Origin of the sequence: Flavobacterium sp. CAU 1735 (assembly GCF_039888695.1) — a bacterium.
GTDB lineage: Bacteria > Bacteroidota > Bacteroidia > Flavobacteriales > Flavobacteriaceae > Flavobacterium.
On the sequence record NZ_JBDQQQ010000011.1, the window covers coordinates 24,779 to 43,581 of the forward strand.

The 18,803-nt window shown below is 39.8% G+C and carries 16 protein-coding genes; 6 read left to right on the forward strand and 10 right to left on the reverse strand.

All coding sequences use genetic code 11. From position 1 onward, the window contains the following. The first annotated feature begins 69 nt into the window (after positions 1–69). A complete protein-coding gene (locus AAFN64_RS17485; protein ID WP_300491409.1) occupies positions 70–1,398 on the forward strand; it encodes an MFS transporter in 1,329 nt (442 codons plus the stop codon). An 89-nt stretch (positions 1,399–1,487) separates the two neighbouring features. Next, entirely contained in the window at positions 1,488–2,768 is a 1,281-nt protein-coding gene (locus AAFN64_RS17490; protein WP_347761464.1) for an alginate export family protein, read from the forward strand. Between the two features lie 82 nt (positions 2,769–2,850). On the opposite strand, the gene AAFN64_RS17495 is transcribed toward AAFN64_RS17490, so the two are convergent. From AAFN64_RS17495 to panB, 5 genes are read right to left on the reverse strand one after another with little or no spacing between them, the layout of a single operon-like run. Next, positions 2,851–3,705: a neutral zinc metallopeptidase gene (locus AAFN64_RS17495; protein WP_347761466.1), complete on the reverse strand. Its 855-nt coding sequence runs from the start codon at positions 3,703–3,705 to the stop codon at positions 2,851–2,853. 19 nt (positions 3,706–3,724) lie between these two features. Beyond that, positions 3,725–4,513, reverse strand: a complete 789-nt coding sequence (locus AAFN64_RS17500) for a hypothetical protein (RefSeq protein WP_347761468.1) — start codon at positions 4,511–4,513, stop codon at positions 3,725–3,727. Between the two features lie 30 nt (positions 4,514–4,543). After that, positions 4,544–5,872 (reverse strand): hypothetical protein, encoded by a 1,329-nt coding sequence (locus AAFN64_RS17505; RefSeq protein ID WP_347761470.1) that lies wholly within the window; start codon positions 5,870–5,872, stop codon positions 4,544–4,546. 43 nt (positions 5,873–5,915) lie between these two features. Next, the gene (locus tag AAFN64_RS17510; RefSeq protein WP_347761472.1) at positions 5,916–6,611 is read right to left on the reverse strand and encodes an RNA pseudouridine synthase; all 696 of its coding nucleotides are present in this window, start codon (positions 6,609–6,611) and stop codon (positions 5,916–5,918) included. A 14-nt stretch (positions 6,612–6,625) separates the two neighbouring features. Then, positions 6,626–7,444 carry a 3-methyl-2-oxobutanoate hydroxymethyltransferase gene (gene panB / locus AAFN64_RS17515; protein ID WP_300491397.1) on the reverse strand — a complete coding sequence of 273 codons (819 nt, stop codon included), beginning with the start codon at positions 7,442–7,444 and terminating at the stop codon, positions 6,626–6,628. A 100-nt stretch (positions 7,445–7,544) separates the two neighbouring features. On the opposite strand from panB, the gene AAFN64_RS17520 reads away from it, so the two are divergent. Continuing rightward, a complete protein-coding gene (locus AAFN64_RS17520; protein ID WP_347761474.1) occupies positions 7,545–7,976 on the forward strand; it encodes a nuclear transport factor 2 family protein in 432 nt (143 codons plus the stop codon). Between the two features lie 64 nt (positions 7,977–8,040). Here the strand turns inward: AAFN64_RS17520 and AAFN64_RS17525 are convergent, their stop codons facing one another. Then, positions 8,041–9,462, reverse strand: a complete 1,422-nt coding sequence (locus tag AAFN64_RS17525; protein ID WP_300491391.1) for an L-serine ammonia-lyase — start codon at positions 9,460–9,462, stop codon at positions 8,041–8,043. Between the two features lie 385 nt (positions 9,463–9,847). On the opposite strand from AAFN64_RS17525, the gene dnaK reads away from it, so the two are divergent. After that, a complete protein-coding gene (gene dnaK / locus AAFN64_RS17530; RefSeq protein ID WP_300491389.1) occupies positions 9,848–11,740 on the forward strand; it encodes a molecular chaperone DnaK in 1,893 nt (630 codons plus the stop codon). 174 nt (positions 11,741–11,914) lie between these two features. Then, on the forward strand, positions 11,915–12,298 hold the full coding sequence (locus AAFN64_RS17535; protein WP_300491387.1) for an ankyrin repeat domain-containing protein: 384 nt from the start codon (positions 11,915–11,917) through the stop codon (positions 12,296–12,298). Between the two features lie 50 nt (positions 12,299–12,348). On the opposite strand, the gene AAFN64_RS17540 is transcribed toward AAFN64_RS17535, so the two are convergent. The 4 genes from AAFN64_RS17540 to AAFN64_RS17555 form a co-directional block, all read right to left on the reverse strand. Further along, positions 12,349–13,689: a hypothetical protein gene (locus AAFN64_RS17540; protein WP_347761478.1), complete on the reverse strand. Its 1,341-nt coding sequence runs from the start codon at positions 13,687–13,689 to the stop codon at positions 12,349–12,351. A gap of 108 nt (positions 13,690–13,797) precedes the next feature. Further along, positions 13,798–14,520, reverse strand: a complete 723-nt coding sequence (locus AAFN64_RS17545) for a response regulator (protein ID WP_300491383.1) — start codon at positions 14,518–14,520, stop codon at positions 13,798–13,800. Continuing rightward, positions 14,517–16,481, reverse strand: coding sequence for a sensor histidine kinase (locus tag AAFN64_RS17550; RefSeq protein ID WP_347761480.1), 1,965 nt, complete (start codon positions 16,479–16,481; stop codon positions 14,517–14,519). Before AAFN64_RS17550 ends, AAFN64_RS17545 begins: the two co-directional genes overlap by 4 nt. 5 nt (positions 16,482–16,486) lie before the next feature. Then, on the reverse strand, positions 16,487–17,575 hold the full coding sequence (locus AAFN64_RS17555) for a M42 family metallopeptidase (RefSeq protein WP_300491379.1): 1,089 nt from the start codon (positions 17,573–17,575) through the stop codon (positions 16,487–16,489). Positions 17,576–17,656: 81 nt separating this feature from the next. On the opposite strand from AAFN64_RS17555, the gene AAFN64_RS17560 reads away from it, so the two are divergent. Next, a complete protein-coding gene (locus AAFN64_RS17560; protein WP_347761482.1) occupies positions 17,657–18,379 on the forward strand; it encodes a DUF4294 domain-containing protein in 723 nt (240 codons plus the stop codon). Positions 18,380–18,803: the final 424 nt, after the last annotated feature.

Consider the following 18,803-nt stretch of genomic DNA (forward strand, 5'->3'; position numbering starts at 1 on the left):
ATAGGAGTTAGAACATTAACCTACTGACACGGCTATACGAATAGAATTGTTAACATTAAACTATTTTATATGAATTCACAATGGCTGACGAATTATGATCCCAATGATGAACAATTTTGGGAAAAAACAGGCAAGAAAATAGCTTGGAAAACACTTACTATTACAACAATTGCGCTAACCATTTCTTTTATCACCTGGTTTTTGTTTAGCGTAGTAGTGATTAAATTACCAAAAATCGGATTTGATTTTTCGGATGACCAGCTTTTTTGGCTGGCAGCAATGCCGGGTCTGGCTGGCGGTTTACTGCGAATATTGAATACATTCCTGATTCCGCTTTTTGGAACAAGAAAAGTCATTACGATAACGACATTAATTAAGATCATTCCGTTGTTAATGCTCGGTTTTGCGGTGATGAACCCGGAAACGTCGTATCGCTATTTTATGCTGATAGCCTTTTTAATGGGAATTGGAGGAGGCGATTTTTCGTCATATATGCCATCCACCTCTTTATTTTTTCCTAAAAAAGAATTGGGTACGGCATTGGGAATACAAGCCGGAATCGGAAATTTTGGGGTTTGTCTGGTTCAGTTGCTATCGCCTTTAGTACTGAGTCTGGGGATTTTTTCCTTTGTAGGCGGTGGTGAAATCATTGCCGCAACCGGTCAGGTGATGTTTCTGGAAAACGTAGCTTTTATCTATGTGGTACCTTTGTTTCTGGTTGGAATCTGGGCTTGGTTTTCGTTAAAAAATATCCCGGTAACGGCTTCGTTTAAAGAACAGTTGGATATATTCGGAGACAAACATACCTGGTATTGTACTTTGACTTATTTTATGACGTTTGGAACATTTGCTGGTTTGGCAGCCGCTTTTCCGATGATGATAAAAAGCCTTTATGTACCGTTGGAAGCCGATTTGGATCCTTTGCGATACGCTTTTTACGGTCCGCTAATCGGTTCTTTGGTTCGCGTGATTTTTGGTAAAGTTGCCGATAAAACCGGTGGTGCTATTCTGACACATATAACAGGTGTTGCTTTGATAATTCTATTTGCTATATTGATTTTAGGAGGCTATCTAACACCGACGTCTATTGAACAATTTCCGGTATTTGTGACGATCATATTGTTGATTTTCTTTTTCACAGGAGTTGGTAATGCCGCAACATTTAAACAATTCCCGATTATCTTTTCGGATTCTCCGAGAAGAGCTGCCGGTGTAATCGGATGGACCTCGGCAATTGCTGCTTTTGGACCTTTTGTATTTAATGTGTTAATTACGCAGTCCAGAGCCATTACCGGAGATACCCGTTTGTTTTTCGGATTGGTGTTTGTAATCTGTATATGGGCCACTTTTGTCAATTGGAAATTCTATACCCGAAAAGGGTGCGAACGCCCAAGCTAAAAAAATAAAAACTCCCCCTTTTATTTAAGAACAATTTTTTTCGGCATAAAGCTACCCGATAAACTAATTATTAATTAAAAAATCAGGATATGTTAAAAAAAGTAATGGTGTTTTGCCTTTGCTGTGGCTATTATTTTGCCAATGCACAGGTCGACAGTCTTAAAATGAATATTGATTTCAGGACACGTATGGAATTGGATAACGGTCAGAAAACCTTAATTCCAAAAGGAAAAAATGCAGAAGCGACGATATTTTCAAGAGCCAGAATCGGACTGGATTATTATTATCAGCATCTGGAAATGTATTTTTCGGCTCAGGATGTGAGAATATGGGGAGAAACCGCTTCAACTCAAATTAAAAATCAAAATTTTACGGTTAATGAAGCCTGGGCGAAATACCAGTTTAACCCGAAAGTCGGATTAAAAATTGGACGTCAGATACTTTCGTATGATGACGAAAGACTTTTAGGAGCACTGGATTGGGCTATGCAGGGAAGAAGCTTCGATGCTTTAAAAGGGATTTTTTCTTTGGGAAAAAACTCAAAATTAGAAGCAGTGGTGTCGTATAATAACGATGGTGATGATACAAACGATACACCAACTAACGAAGTATATGGCATTGCAGACAGCGGTGAAAAAACAAAATCCTTGCAATTGCTGCACTACCAGTATAAAGGTTCGAATAAATCACGATTTTCCGTTATTGCGATGAACAATGTATTGCAAAATGCAGATGGAACACATTATGATATGCTGACAGCAGGAGTGAACGTCGGAAAATATTTTGAGGGCTTCGGGATTTTTGGATCCGGATATTACCAGACCGGTAACAATACAGCAGGACAAAGTAAAAAAGCGTATCAGTTTTCGCTTAACGCCGATTTTATTGTGAGTAAACAATTTAATGTAGTAGTCGGAACGGAGTGGTTATCCGGAAATAATTATGATACGGCTGCCACCGAAAACCGATCTTTTAGTCCGATGTATGGAACCAATCATAAATTCAATGGTTTTATGGATTATTTTTATGTGGGGAACCATTTTAATACATTCGGACTTAACGATTATTATATCCAGACAAAGATGAAATTCAGCCCGAAATCCAGTCTGGCCGGGAATATTCATGCTTTTATGACAAATGGCAAACAAGGTATAGATAGTAACGGAAAGGATTTGTCTAAATATCTGGGAACCGAACTGGATCTGGTATTTCAGCACAAATTGAACAAGCAATTCGGACTTTTTATCGGACATTCTTTTATGTTAGCATCCGACAGTATGAATACGCTGAAAAATGTCAGTGATCCGAAAAATTTACAAACCTGGACCTGGTTGGCGCTACACTTTAATCCATCTTTTAAATTAAAATAAACCATTTTCGGTTACGCATAAAGTAAAACCCCGAAAACCATAGGCTTCCGGGGTTTGTTTTTATATAATCCCTAATGAATTATTAGTTTAATTCGGCAAAAGTATCACCTTTTCGGATATCACCGGTTTGATAACCGCGTTTGAACCATTCGATACGTTGTGCTGATGTACCATGCGTAAAAGAATCCGGGGTAACATGTCCCTGCATTTTTTTCTGGATGGCGTCATCACCAACTGCTTGCGCAGCGCTAAGGGCTTCTTCAATATCGCCTTCTTCTAGATATTTCTGATTGTAATGCGCCCATAAGCCGGCATAAAAATCAGCCTGTAATTCCAATGAAACAGAAAGTTTATTAGCCGCTGTCTGACTAAGTCCTTGTTGTAATTTTCGAACTTTTCCGGACGTTCCCAATAAGGTTTGGACATGATGACCTACTTCATGTGCAATTACATAAGCAATCGCAAAGTCACCACCTTTGGCGCCAAAACGGGTTCGTAATTCTTCAAAAAAGGCCAGATCCATATATACTTTGCGATCGGCAGGACAATAAAAAGGCCCGGAAGCAGCGGTAGCATTACCACAAGCGGTGGATACATTGTCGGTAAACAATACCATTCCAGGATTTTCATAAGTCATTCCGTTTTCCTGAAATACTTTAGCCCAGGTTGTTTCGGTAAATCCAAGAATAGTAGCGGCAAAATCACCCAGTTCTTTTTCTTCCGGGGTTAATTCCCGTTGTTGTACCTGTTCTGTCGATTGTCCTTGTTGCAACTGTTCCAAAACAGGTGTCAGTTGCTGGACATTTTCACCTCCAAACATATTGATCAGTAAAATAATAATACCGATAAGACCTCCACCGGCAGCTATTTTACCACCGGAAGACATACCGCGACGGTCTTCAACGTTTTCACTTTTACGTTCGCCTTTCCATTTCATAGGCTAGGGTTTTAAAGGGTTAGAAAGAATCATATCGGCCGATGTCTTCAATTTCACTTTCATCGGAACCAAAAATGTTTTTGTAAATGGTGTAATACATACAATAAATATACGGAATGGTAAAGAATACACCCAAACAAAAGGCAATCAAACCGGTTAAAGCTCCTATAAAAGCGACAATTAACGCTAATAAAACGGTTAGAGGCGCTTTGTTGACCAATGCAATACTGTGTATAATAGCATCTTTAACGGATAGATTTCCTAGAATAATAAGCGGTAGGGTAAGGCAGGTCAGAAAACTAATGATCATACTTACAAATGTCCCTACGAAGTTCATGTTTAGCAATTGTAATAATGCTCCGATCAAAGCGGATGTCAGTGCAATGATAAGGCTGGCTGTAAAAACGGGAATAAACTTAGTTGATTTATAATATTCGAAAGCCGTACCAACACTAAATTCACGATTGTTATCCGCATCGGATGACATTTTGATGATTCCAGCCGAAAACGGCGCCGTAATAGCCGCTATCACCGTATTGACTAAAGCCGAGACAATAATAAAATTGCGAGAGATACCATTTTGTTCCAAATGAGAAAAATCCTGTACGTAGCGCTCCAGTCCGTAAAAAACGGAAACACCGCCAATCAGGAAAACAAAAATGATAATAACCATGATCAGAAAAGCCAAGCCGGCCATCAGCGCAATTTTTTTATAGTTTTCAAAACTCTGGTCGATTAGCGCACCGGTTTCCAGATGCAATCCATTTCTATTAATTTCTTCGAGTCTTTTTTTAATGTTTTGCTGCATTTTTTGTTCTTTTAATTATGATTTTGGAGTTTAAAAACCTATTCGGAAACCTAAATAGGCATCGGCTTGTTTGGTATTACTCAATAAGGCGGTTACTATAGATCCCGAGCCCAGATAAAATCCGCCTAAACGGAACCCGATACCTCCGGTTATTCCGGAAATTTCGTTGCTGGACCAAGGAGAATAAATCTCGTAGTCCTGAGCCGAAAAACGAGGTGTAATTGTAACGACATTCTGAGCCGTAGCCAGGTCATTTTTAGTATCGTCAACTACTTTTTGTTGCATATAGGCGGTTACATACCACTTATTATGTACATGTACATCGGCATAAGCCGAAATAAGTGTTGGCATTTTTACCTTAAAATCTTTGGTGGTATTGTCAATGGTAACATAACCACTGTTTATAAGGATTTGTTCGATTTCTTTTACATTGTCAACACCTTCAAACTGGTTCAGGTCAAAACTTTGTAAACCTTCAACCGACAGGCTATAATTTCGGGAAACATTATTATCGGCTTTAAAAGTCATACTTCCGATGTTTCGAACGGCCAGTCCGGCATTAATTTTATAGCCACTGTCATCTTGTTCTTTCCACTGGTAATTCACGCCCAAATCAACCGCATAACCGTGGATTCCGTTACCAAAAAACTGATTAAAATTGCTACTGTCGGTAAAACCATCGGCCAACGCACCGGAATAGGAAACATTCAAGGCGGCATGCGCATTGGTCAATTCTACATCGCCTACTACATTGGTAACGGTACCGCTAAATTTATCCGCGGCAATATTGGCATAAGAACCCGGGAAAAGCAATTTTAAAGTAGCTCCGCCGCTAAATTTATGCTGATGATCTTCAAAAACGATACGGGAAGCCGAAAAACCGATTTCACCCCATGTTAAAGCATTGACACGTTGGTTGTGGTCGAGTGCAATCATAGACGAACCGATAAACGAGTTGCGTACGGCATTGGCTAAATTGACGTCAACATCGATTAAATTGGCCTTAATTTTTGCAGAAGAAGTAACCGCAAAAGCCCATTTATCATGTTTCATAGCGAAAGAAGGACCTAGAATTTCGGCATCCAGACGCATATTGACCGCTTTGTCTCCTTCAAAAATTTTATCTTCCAGGTTACCTCCGTTTACAATATCCTTAAAGCTGATTTTATTATTGGAAACGTTTGCGCTGGTATTAAAAATATTGACTTCAAACCGGTTACTCAGATTACTTAATTCCGCCGGATTTACCGAAGCATTCAGTATTCCGGTTCTACGGGTGGTATTGATACCGCTGAAATGCTCCTGAGCATATAAAGACGAAATAAACAGACAACAGGAAGCGACAAGTATTTTTCGCATAAAAAGAAAGATTAACAATTAAGTGTTAAAAATAATAAAAAAATCAAATGCTTTTCCAAATACTGTCATCAGGTGTTGGCGCAGTTAGTACCAATACTTCTTTACTGACCGGATGGGTGAGTACCAGTTTTCGGGCGTGAAGATGAATACCGCCATCAGGATTGCTACGATCGGAGCCATATTTCAGATCGCCTTTGATCGGACTTCCAATAGCCGATAATTGCGAGCGGATCTGATGATGTCTTCCGGTATGCAAATCGATTTCCAGAGCGGTATAATTTTGAAGTACTTTGATCACCGAATACGTAAGACTGGCCATTTTGCTATCCGGAACTTCTTTTGGATAGGCCTTGGAAGTATTGTTTTTAGGATTTCGCTTTAAAAAGTGAACCAGTGTGGCAGTATCCGGTACAGGGCGGTTTTTTACCACCGCCCAATAGGTTTTTTGAGTTTCCCGGTTTTTAAACAACTCGTTCATACGGGTAAGTGCTTTCGAGGTTCGGGCAAACACAACGATACCGGTTGTAGGGCGATCCAGACGGTGAATAACACCCAGGAAAACCTCGCCCGGTTTGTTGTATTTTTCCTTTAGATATTCTTTAACCACATCGCTGAGCGGTTTGTCGCCGGTTTTATCACCCTGTACAATATCGCCTACACGCTTATTGATCACAATAAGGTGATTGTCCTCGTAAATAACCTGTAAATTATCTTTGTTCGAAACGGTTTTTTCGGTCACAGAATACGATCGTATTAATATTGTTCATTGGCATTCGGGAAGTCCTGTGATTTTACATCACTTACATAACTTCCGATTGCTTTGCTCATATCGTCATAAAGGTTCATATAGCGTCTTAAGAAACGCGGACTGAATTCGTGTGTCATTCCAATCATGTCATGCAACACTAATACTTGTCCGTCAACACCACCTCCGGCACCGATTCCGATTACCGGTATCGAGATACTTTCGGCTACTTTTTTAGCTAATGCCGATGGAATTTTCTCCAGAACTACGGCAAAACATCCGATTTTTTCAAGCATTTTGGCATCTTCGAGCAGTTTTTCCGCTTCGGCTTCTTCTTTGGCACGAACGGTATAGGTTCCGAATTTATAAATGGATTGAGGTGTTAACCCCAAATGTCCCATTACCGGAATTCCGGCATTCAGGATTCGTTTGATACTGTCTTTGATTTCACTTCCACCTTCCAGTTTTACAGCATGAGCGCCGCTTTCTTTCATAATTCGGATGGACGAACGTAAAGCTTCTTTTGGATCCGATTGATAGGTTCCGAAAGGTAAGTCAACGATAACCAGTGCACGGTCAACTGCGCGAACAACCGAAGAAGCGTGATAGATCATTTGGTCCAAAGTGATGGGCAATGTAGTTTCGTGTCCCGCCATAACATTGGAAGCGGAGTCACCAACAAGGATAGCGTCGATTCCGGCACTGTCAACGATTTTTGCCATGGTATAATCATAGGCCGTTAACATAGAGATTTTCTCTCCGTTGCTTTTCATTTCAATCAACGATTTTGTTGTAATTCTTTTGTAGTCTTTTTTAGCAACTGACATAAGTTTCAAATTTTGGAAACGTAAAAGTACTACAATTTCTATCAATACTGTAACATAACCGGGATTAATCCTACTGATGATGTAACCAAAGCGTATAATTATGAAATATAAATTACTGCTAGTCATGATCTGTCTGTCATTTGGAATGTATGGACAGGAAAAGGATGTTGAAACGACCATCCGGACTTTTTTCGATGGATTTCACGCAAAAGACACCCTGAAAATAAAGTCGGTTTGTCATGATAAAATGATTTTACAGTCGATACAGGAAAGCCCAAAAGGGAACCGACTGACAGAAGAAACATCGGCCGCTTTTTTTAAAACAATCGCTACGTTTCCGGCGAAAATGACTTTTCAGGAAAAAATTCTGAGCTATAAAATTCAGATCGACGGGACGATGGCACATGCCTGGACACCCTATGAGTTTTATATCAACGGAAAATTAAGCCACTCCGGAGTCAATTCGTTCCAATTGTTTAACGAAAACGGAACCTGGAAAATTATTTATATTGTTGATACGAGAAGAAAATAATGACCTATTACAAAAAAGCGGAATCAATATTGATTCCGCTTTTTTGTATCGTTATTAGAGGCAATTAACAGTCGGCCATATTTACAGCGACGGCCAATCCACCTTCGGATGTCTCCTTATATTTATTATTCATATCTTTTGCCGTTTGCCACATCGTATCGACCACTTTGTCCAATGGCACTTTTGCATTTTTAGGGTCGGTTTCCAAAGCCAGTTCGGCCGCATTGATCGCTTTAATGGCGCCCATAGTGTTACGTTCGATACATGGAATTTGTACCAGTCCGCCAATAGGATCGCAGGTTAAGCCCAGATGGTGTTCCATCGCGATTTCGGCAGCCATTAATACCTGTTCCGGAGTTCCGCCCATCAGTTCGCACAACGCTCCGGCAGCCATCGCAGAGGAAACGCCAATTTCCGCCTGACAACCACCCATTGCTGCTGAAATTGTCGCTCCTTTTTTAAAGATACTGCCAATTTCTCCGGCTACCATCAGGAATTGTTTGATCTGTTCTTCGTTGGCTTCGTGATTTTCGATCACCATATAATACATTAAAACGGCAGGGATCACACCGGCACTTCCGTTGGTCGGAGCGGTCACAACACGTCCCAAAGAGGCATTTACTTCGTTTACAGCCAGAGCAAAACAGCTTACCCATTTCAGGATCTGACGGAATTTTACTTCTGTCATACGGATAATTTCCAGCCAGGATTGCGGATTGTCATAGGGCACTACGCCAATCAGATTTTTATGCATGTCGTAGGCGCGACGACGAACGTTTAAACCGCCCGGTAAAGTACCTTCGGTATGACATCCGATATACATACATTCCAGCATCGTATTCCAAATCCGTAGCAATTCGCTGTGAATTTCGGTTTCCGAACGCATGGATTTTTCATTTTCATAAACGATTTCCGAGATTTTCTTTTGTTCGGACTGACAATAAGCCAAAAGTTCTTCGGCTTTTTCGATCGGAAACGGGAAATTGCGTTTGGTGGTTTCCTTAGCCGTATTTTCTTCCTGCGTTTCTTTTACCACAAAACCACCACCAATCGAGTAGAAGGTCGAAGTATATTCCTGTGTATCGGTATAAACGGTAAAGGTAAGTCCGTTGGCATGAAATGGTAGGAAGTTCCGATTAAAGACGATATCTTTTTCCGGATCGAACGGTATAATGATTTCGTTTCCTAAAAAAAGTTCTTTTTTATTATTAATGGCAGAAATGATCACATCGATACTTTCTACCGGGATATATTCCGGATCGGCACCACTAAGTCCAAGCATGACAGCCAGATCGGTGGCATGACCTTTTCCGGTTAGTGACAGTGAACCGTATAGGTCGACCGTAATACGATTTACATGATCAATAAAGTTACGATTTCTGATTTCAACAAGAAACTGTTCGGCTGCACGCCAAGGGCCTAAGGTGTGCGAGCTCGAAGGACCGACACCGATTTTAAGCATATCAAATACAGAAATACACTCCATATATAGTAATCTAAATGTTTATTTGCTAAAGCAAAGATAATCCGATAATTCAATAAATAAAACGGATATAACACACTTTTAGCGCTACGGGTGATTTCTGGGTATGGTTTTACCGTTAATTACTTCGTATTCTTAAAAATGCCGCCACTGTCAGTCGAAATAAATACGATAAACTCACAAAGGGAGTGGGACTTGTGATATTATTTTCGAAACCAGTTGGGAAATAGCTGACGGCAAAAATGTCATCTTGTCAGTATTTAAAAGACAGAAAATACGGTATTTATGACAATTTTTAACACTTTTGGCGAATGGCACAATCATTGACTTATACCAATCAAGTTGAAAAAACGAAACGAAAAAAAATATATAATAAGGAGATTTAATTATGAGTAAAATTATTGGAATTGACTTAGGGACGACTAACTCTTGCGTTTCTGTAATGGAAGGTAATGAGCCGGTAGTAATTCCTAATGCAGAAGGAAAAAGAACGACACCATCTGTAATTGCTTTTGTAGAAGGTGGTGAAATCAAAGTAGGAGATCCTGCCAAAAGACAAGCAGTGACAAATCCAACGAAAACGATCGCTTCGATCAAACGTTTTATGGGTAACAAATACTCAGAAAGCCAGAAAGAAGCTGGAAATGTTGCGTACAAAGTGGTAAAAGGCGATAACGACACACCACGTGTTGATATCGACGGAAGACTTTATACGCCGCAGGAATTGTCGGCAATGACACTTCAGAAAATGAAGAAAACAGCCGAAGATTATTTAGGAACAACAGTAACGGAGGCGGTTATTACGGTACCGGCCTACTTTAACGATGCGCAACGTCAGGCGACTAAAGAAGCCGGAGAAATCGCAGGTTTAAAAGTACGTCGTATCATTAACGAACCAACGGCTGCAGCTTTGGCTTACGGATTGGATAAAGCCGGAAAAGACCAGAAAATTGCAGTATATGACTTAGGTGGTGGTACTTTCGATATCTCAATCCTGGAATTAGGAGACGGTGTATTTGAAGTATTATCAACAAATGGTGACACGCACTTAGGAGGTGACGATTTCGATCAGGTGATCATCGATTGGTTGGCAAACGAATTCAACAGCGAAGAAGGTGTTGATTTACGTAAAGATCCAATGGCTTTACAACGTTTGAAAGAAGCGGCTGAAAAAGCAAAAATCGAATTATCGGCTTCTGCACAAACAGAAATCAACTTACCTTATGTTACGGCTACGGCTTCCGGACCGAAACACTTGGTAAAAACATTAACCCGAGCGAAATTTGAACAATTGGCAGACGAATTGGTTCGTCGTTCCATGATCCCATGTGAAAAAGCCTTAAAAGACGCCGGAATCTCAAAATCGGAGATCGACGAAGTAATCTTAGTTGGAGGTTCTACCCGTATTCCTAGAATTCAGGAAGAAGTAGAGAAATTCTTTGGTAAAAAACCATCAAAAGGAGTAAATCCGGATGAAGTAGTAGCTGTTGGAGCTGCAATTCAGGGTGGTGTATTAACCGGAGACGTAAAAGACGTATTATTATTAGACGTTACACCATTATCCTTAGGTATTGAAACTATGGGAAGTGTAATGACAAAATTAATCGATGCCAATACAACTATTCCGACTAAAAAATCACAGGTTTTCTCAACAGCGGCGGATAACCAGCCATCTGTGGAAATCCACGTGTTACAAGGGGAAAGACCAATGGCAAACGATAATAAAACAATCGGTCGTTTCCACTTAGACGGAATTCCGCCAGCACCAAGAGGTGTACCGCAAATTGAAGTAACATTCGATATCGATGCCAACGGTATTATTAAAGTATCGGCTACTGATAAAGGAACCGGTAAATCACACGATATCCGTATCGAGGCTTCTTCAGGATTAACTCCGGAAGAAATCGACAGAATGCGTAAAGAAGCAGAAGCAAATGCTGAAGCGGACAAAGCAGCTAAAGAGAAAGTAGATAAATTGAATGAGGCTGATGGAATGATCTTCCAGACCGAAAAACAATTAAAAGAGTTTGGTGATAAATTATCAGACGGAAACAAATCGGCTATCGAAGGTGCTTTGGATGAATTGAAAAAAGCGTACGAAACAAAAGACGTAGATACAATCCAGCCGGCATTAGACAAAATCAACGAAGCATGGAAAAATGCATCGGAAGAATTGTATAAAGCACAGGCAGATGGTCAGGCTTCTCAGGCACAACCGCAAGGTGGTGATGCGAATCAGGGTGACCAGACGCAGGATGTTGATTACGAAGAAGTAAAATAATAGCAACCGTAATGGTTCGGAAACCGGGACAAATGTCCCGGTTTTTTTATGCCGTATCGCGAAAAACAGCCGGATATGTTAAAAAAATGTTATAATAAGATTTTTCCTGTAACGAAATGAAAAGTGTCGCGTCTAAACTGTAACAATCAAAAATAATTTAAAAAATCAATCATCATGAAAAAAACGATCTTTATTTTAGGAATGGCTTTAGTAGCTTTTACAAATGTTGCTACAGCTGCTACAGTTACAGAAACAAAAGTGTATACTGTAAACACCTATGGTGCCACACCACTTTGTACAGCAATCAGCAAAGGTGACGTTGCGACAATCAAAAAATTCATCGAGTATGGAGCAGACGTTAACGAAAGAACAAACAATCTTACACCGTTAATGTATGCCGTACGTTACAACAACCTTGAAATTGTAAAATTATTGGTTGAAAAAGGAGCTGATTTAGCAGCAGTTGATCAAAATGGAAATACCGCTTTAAAAATTGCTGAAATGTTCAAAAACAGTGACGTTATTGAAACATTAAAAACGGCTGGTGCCAGAAAATAATTGAAACGTAAAAAACAGGAAAAGGGAGTCGGAAGACTCCCTTTTCTTTTTTAATTCATGACCATCACATCGAAATAAAATTGCCCGGTCCAGCAATTCGACGTCTGACTGGCAAAAAGATCGGCTCGTGCAATATTGACCGTTATCGAGTTTTGCGATTTATTAGCATAATTGATCACAAAAGTATCCGGAAAACCACTCGAATTATAAGCGTTAAAAATAATCCCCAGCGGATTAAAAGGCAATTGCGGTGAAAAGTCGTAACGAACCTGCAAACGTTCGGCCGTTATAGGAGCCAATGCAACAGTATTGCCCGACAACGTTGCAGAGGCACTTCGGATTTGTTTGCCCAATATAGTCCAGGTAACCGTGGTGGTTACGCCCCGGATCGGAATGGTAAACGAACCCGAACTTCCATTGGAATAGGAATCACAAACAGGAATGATCATTCCCTGAAAAGACGCAATATCCGGTAGGTTAGTACTCTTCCAGCTCGCATAACCATTCGCATCCGAAGTGAGCACTTTTCCATTTCCCTGACTACCATCAACAATGCGAATCGCCGGTGAAAGCGTTTGCGTATTGGCAATCACAACCTGATCGATAAAAGCGGCATCCAAACCCGAATTGGTAGAGCTGTCTTTTTCATAACGCCAGGATAAGGTATGACTCCCAGCGGTTAATGTTCCGGAATACGTTGCCCAGGCCACCGTTCCGGACCATTGATTTTGCTGAACACCATCGATATAAAAACGCAGATAATCATAACCCGATTCGCTATCCACACGATAATTAAAGGAAAAAGAAGAACCGCCGGCAGGAACAGAAACACTCAGATCCAGATTAGACGAACTGCTATGAACACCCGAACCGGATTTAATTCCAGACAAACCGACATTAAACTGACCGGCTGTTGTGGTAACTGTCCACGATCCACCGCTACCGGAAGTACTAAAAGGAGAAATGGTACCACTTTCGAATCCGCCCGAAAAAGGAGCGATACTAGCGCCCGAACTATTTTCAACATGAAATTTAGCCGTAGGTGCGGTTACACCAACACCCACATTTCCGGAGTTGGCATTATACATGTCATTTCCAACAATAACCCAATCGTTATGCGCTCCGGATATTGGAACCCATTTACTGCCATTCCAGTAATAAAAACCAACACCGGTTGTTGCATTGGTATTGTAAACGAGCAGACTATTGGCCGGACTGGAAACCGGAGCGGCCGCGTTTAGATTCGGAATGGCGATACGAGGAACAAGTAAACCTTTATCGGTTGCCGTTACATCGAGGATTGAACTGGCATGTGGCGTAGTGGTGTTGATTCCGACTTGCGCAAAAAGCACTATTGGGCACAGAAGGATCAGGAGTAGTAGATTTTTCATAAAGTAATTATTATTTAATAATTTATTAACACAAAAATTATTAAAACGAATCACCGTTTAAAAAAACTGGGATATAATCCAATACTTCCGGGATAAAAGTTTCGAAGCCTACTGTTTTAAGGACGAATGATGTAAGCTATTGAAAACAATGTCTTTATAGGTCTTTGAAACGGGGATGTTTTGACCGTTAATAGTAACCACATTTGACGAAAAGCTTTGTATCTTGTCGGTATTAACGATAAACCCTTTATGGGTTTTAATAAAGTTATCGGGAAGTTTTTCCAGAAAATCCGTAACAGTGGCCCGGATTCGGTATTGTTTATGAGATGTGGTAAGAATCAGGTAGTTTTTCTGACTCTCGATATAATAAAGATGATCGAGGGTTACTTTTTCAAAAATATCCTGATGCTTTACAACAATCGAAGCTGGAGTCTCTTTTTTGACTTGTTGGCATTTGTTAAAGTTGATCAGCGCAATTTCAATTGCAGAAAATAAAGCCGCTTTTTGAAATGGCTTTACCAGATAACCGTACGGATTGGTGGCGATAGCATTTTTCACCGTCACTTCATCCACGTAGGCGGTCAGGAAAATATAAGGAATCGCATAGTGTTGGTGTAGTTTTTCGGCCAGCCAGATTCCGTCTTTTTCTCCTTTAATGGTGATATCCAAAATTACAAAGTCTACTTTATGCTGGTTTAAGTAGCGCAGTGCTTCATCGGCTTGCATGGCACAACCCACCACATGATAGCCCATTTCCTTTAGGAAAACGGTAATTGTTTTTTGCGTGATATATTCGTCTTCAACAATAAGGATTTGTAATGGTGCGCTCATGATTGGGGAGTTATTTCATTAAACGTGATATTGATTTGGGTTCCGTTTTGGTTATGCCAGGTTACTTCACCGTCGAGTTGTTTGGTCAGACCCATGATCAGATCAAAACCAATGGAATGTAAATTCGTCGGATCAAAATGATCCGGAAGTCCGATACCATCATCGATAATGCTTAGTTTGTAGTGATCATTTAATTTGGAAAGCCGGATATCGATACGACCTTCGGAACGATTCTTAAAAGCGTGCTTAAAACTATTGGTGATAATTTCGTTAATTATAAGACTAAGCGGTATGGCAGTATTGATATTGAGTTCAATTTGTCCGGCGTCGACTTCACAGTGTATGGTTTTGGTTTCATCCTGATAGGTTTTTTGTATCGCGGAAATCAATTCGTTCAGATAGGATTCGAAAGAAACACGGGCAAAATTATCCGAATGATACAACGCTTTGTGGATAAGTGCAATCGACTGGATACGCGCCTGACCTTCTTGTAGTATAAGCCGTATCGAATCGTCGGTATTATACATTTGCTGAAGTGCCAGAATACCGGATATCATTTGAAGGTTATTATTGACCCGATGATGGATTTCACGCAGTAAGGTTTCCTTTTCGGAAAGAGATTCTTTGATCACTTTATTTTTAGCCGAAATCTCTTCATTCATCTTCTGAATTTTTAACTGCTTTTTACGTGAGTTGATCATATAAATAAAAGCAAATAAAGTGATGATCAATAAGGCGGAAAGGATAATCTGTAAAATGTATTTTTGTTTGTGCTGAATGGCTGTTTGTTGTTGTGCGATTAAATCGTCCTGTTGTTCCAGATGGTATAAAATTTCATTCCCACCCAATAATCGGGATTGGTTTTGTTTGTTGATCGAATCGTTTAATTGGAACGCTTTTTTATAGTAGGCATAGGCCTGGTCGGTTTGTTGAAGGGCTTTGAGTAATTCAGCTTTGGTTTTGTAAAAATAAACCAAAGTGGATGGTTGGGTAATATGAGGAAGAAATCGTTCCACATCCTGTAAAACCGTTTTCGCCCGGTCGTATTGTTGTAATCGGGAATAGCATTCGGAAAGTAATATCCGACTGGTTGCACTGCCCAGATCATCGTCTTTGTTTCCGGAATTAACCGAAATATCTTCCTGTAATAATGGAATCGCCGTTTTATAATCGTTCCTTTTGCAATATAAAACCGCCATATTTCCTTTAACGGTTCCGGTAAGCCGATTATAGGCGTCGGGTTGTGACTTTTTTAAATGTCGTTCGGATAATTGAAGACTGCGTTTATAGTAATAAAAAGAACTGTCAATATTGTCATTGAGCGAATAATAAAACCCCAGGTCGTTATAGGCCGAAGGAATGATCAAATGATCGTTTTGTGCGTAACGCTCTAAATCCCGTATTTCAGATTTTAACTGACGGATTGCCTTTTCGTATAAATAAAGCCTGGCATACAACTGACTTTTGATGTTATAGCTCCAAAGCGGAAAATAAACACCTTTTTTTCGGAGGGTTCCAATTTCGGAATTGATCTGAAATACATTCGAATACAGATTTAAATTCAGGTAGGATTTTTGCAACGCCACCAACAGATTCATATATTCGGTATCGGACAATTTGTACTCTTTATCGTTCCGGATACTTTTAAGTACATTAATCGCATTAATCTCGTCACCCTTTATATTATAGACTTCGGCAAGAGCAAACCGATAGCGGATGTCATTTTTTTTGGAATTTTGAATAAGCCGATCCTGAGACAATCGGGGAAAGGAAGTATAAAAGAAATCCTGATAAGATCTTTTGGTGTTCAGATCCAGTTTTTCGTAAAAAAAGACCTTATCAATAGCGTTTTTAGAACCGTAAGCGTTCCTGATACTGTCTTTTTCTTCAGCCGCTTGGCAAACCGAAATAAAAAGCAATACTATTGATAAGGCCGTTTTAAATATTCCGAAGCGGAACATTTTAATTATTTGAAATACGAGAAAGTCTCATTGTTTTCAATTTTTAGGATACTTTCATAAATCAGACGAATCACGTTTTCCACATCTTCACGGTGAACCATCTCTACCGTGGTGTGCATATAACGTAGCGGAAGTGAAATCAGTGCCGAAGCCACACCGCCATTACTGTAGGCAAAAGCATCCGTATCGGTACCGGTTACTCTGGAAGACGCCAGTCGTTGGAAAGGAATCTTGTTGGTTTCGGCTGCATCGATAATCAATTCTCGTAATTTGTTTTGTACGGCAGGCGCATAGGTAATTACCGGACCTTTTCCGATTTTGGTATCACCTTCAATTTTTACGTCGATCATCGGTGTGGACGAATCGTGACAAACATCGGTAACGATGGCAACATTCGGTTTGATTGTTTTGGTGATCATTTCAGCACCGCGTAAACCGACTTCCTCCTGTACCGAATTGGTGATGTATAATCCAAAAGGCAGTTTCTTTTTATTTTCGTGTAACAAACGAGCGACTTCGGCAATCATAAAACCACCCATACGGTTATCGATGGCGCGGCAAACGAATTTATTTTCATTTAGAATCATAAAATCGTCCGGATAGGTGATCACACAACCTACGTGTACGCCCAGTTTTTCAACTTCTTCTTTGGTTTCGCATCCGCAGTCGATAAAAATATTGTCGATACGAGCTGCTTCCTCTTTACCGCGGTTACGAGTATGAATAGCCGGCCAACCGAAAACGCCTTTTACAATTCCTTTTTTGGTATGAATATGAACCCGTTTGGAAGGTGCGATCATATGATCACTTCCTCCGTTACGGATCACATAAATCAAACCGTTATCGGTTATATAGTTTACATACCAGGAAATTTCATCGGCATGTCCTTCGATCACTACTTTATAAGGTGCGTCGGGATTAATCACACCCACAGCTGTTCCGTAGGTATCGGTAATAAAAGTGTCAACGTAAGGGGTAAGATATTCCATCCATATTTTCTGTCCACTTTCCTCATAACCCGTAGGAGAGGCGTTGTTTAGGTATTTTTCCAGAAAAGTCAGTGATGATTTTGTTAATATAGATTTTGTTGCCATAAATATTTTTTTGCTAATTTATAAATTTGGTATTATAGTTGCTCAGAATATTGTCTAATTTTACACATTAATTAGTATTATATGAAGCACTTATTTATTCTATCAGGATTTCTATTTTTCCCCGCTTTTTTTTACGCACAGGTTAACCCTCAGGATTCCCTTAAATCGGAAATTCCCAATACGGTAAAAGATACTTCGGTGAGTTATATAATTCAGATGGATGAAGTGATTGTTGGGAAGAACGCGGCCTATGCTGAAGAAATGAAAAAATTACGGATACTCGAGCGAAGAGTATTAAAGGTATATCCGTATGCAAAAGTGGCTGCAGAAAATCTAACCATTTTAAATGCTAATATGGCTAAGCTTTCTTCGGATCGCGAAAAAAAGAAATACTTTAAAATCGTTGAGAATTATTTACAAAATGAATTTGAAGACCGACTAAAGAAATTTTCCCGAAAAGACGGTCAGATTCTGGTAAAACTGATCCATCGTCAAACCGGTGTAACAACTTTTGAGTTGATTAAGGATTTGAAAAGCGGATGGAAGGCATTTTGGTCGAATAATACCGCCCGGTTGTTTGATATAAACCTTAAAAAGGAATACAAACCTTTCGGTGATTTAGAAGATTTCTATATTGAAAGTATTTTGATCAAGTCCTTTAAAAGTGGAAAACTCCAAAAACAGGATCCTGCCACTCCAATTGATTTAGCAGAATTGGCGGCAACCTGGCGATTAAAAGCGGAAAAGTCCAAACAAATCCGAAGTGAAAAGGAAGCCAAAGCAAAAGAAGAGGTACAAAATTAATCACAGTATATATAAAGGACACCCCGGTTTTACCGGGGTTTTCTGTTTTTATACAGGATCAACAAGTTTTTAGGATCTAAAGATTACCGGAATTATACTATATATAGGTATGCTTTTACTAATTTGTGATGACCTGACAGGTTTTTGCAACCTGTCAGGTCTTGCTTTTGCGTAATAAAAAAGGCAAAAAACCCGGTAAAACCGCATAATGACGCCAAAGACACCAAATAAAGCTAAAAAAAGTATTATTGTTAAGTCTTTGTAATGAGAGCATTAAGAAAAAGATTTAAAAAAAGGTTATATAAAGTTTGTGAAACCGGAAAAAGGTTCTAGTTTTGCAGCCGCAATAAGGGAGTTCATTGAAGTAGAGTACAGCAGATTGGGATTGACTAAGGTTAGAAAAAAAGTCAAAAAAGATTTGCGA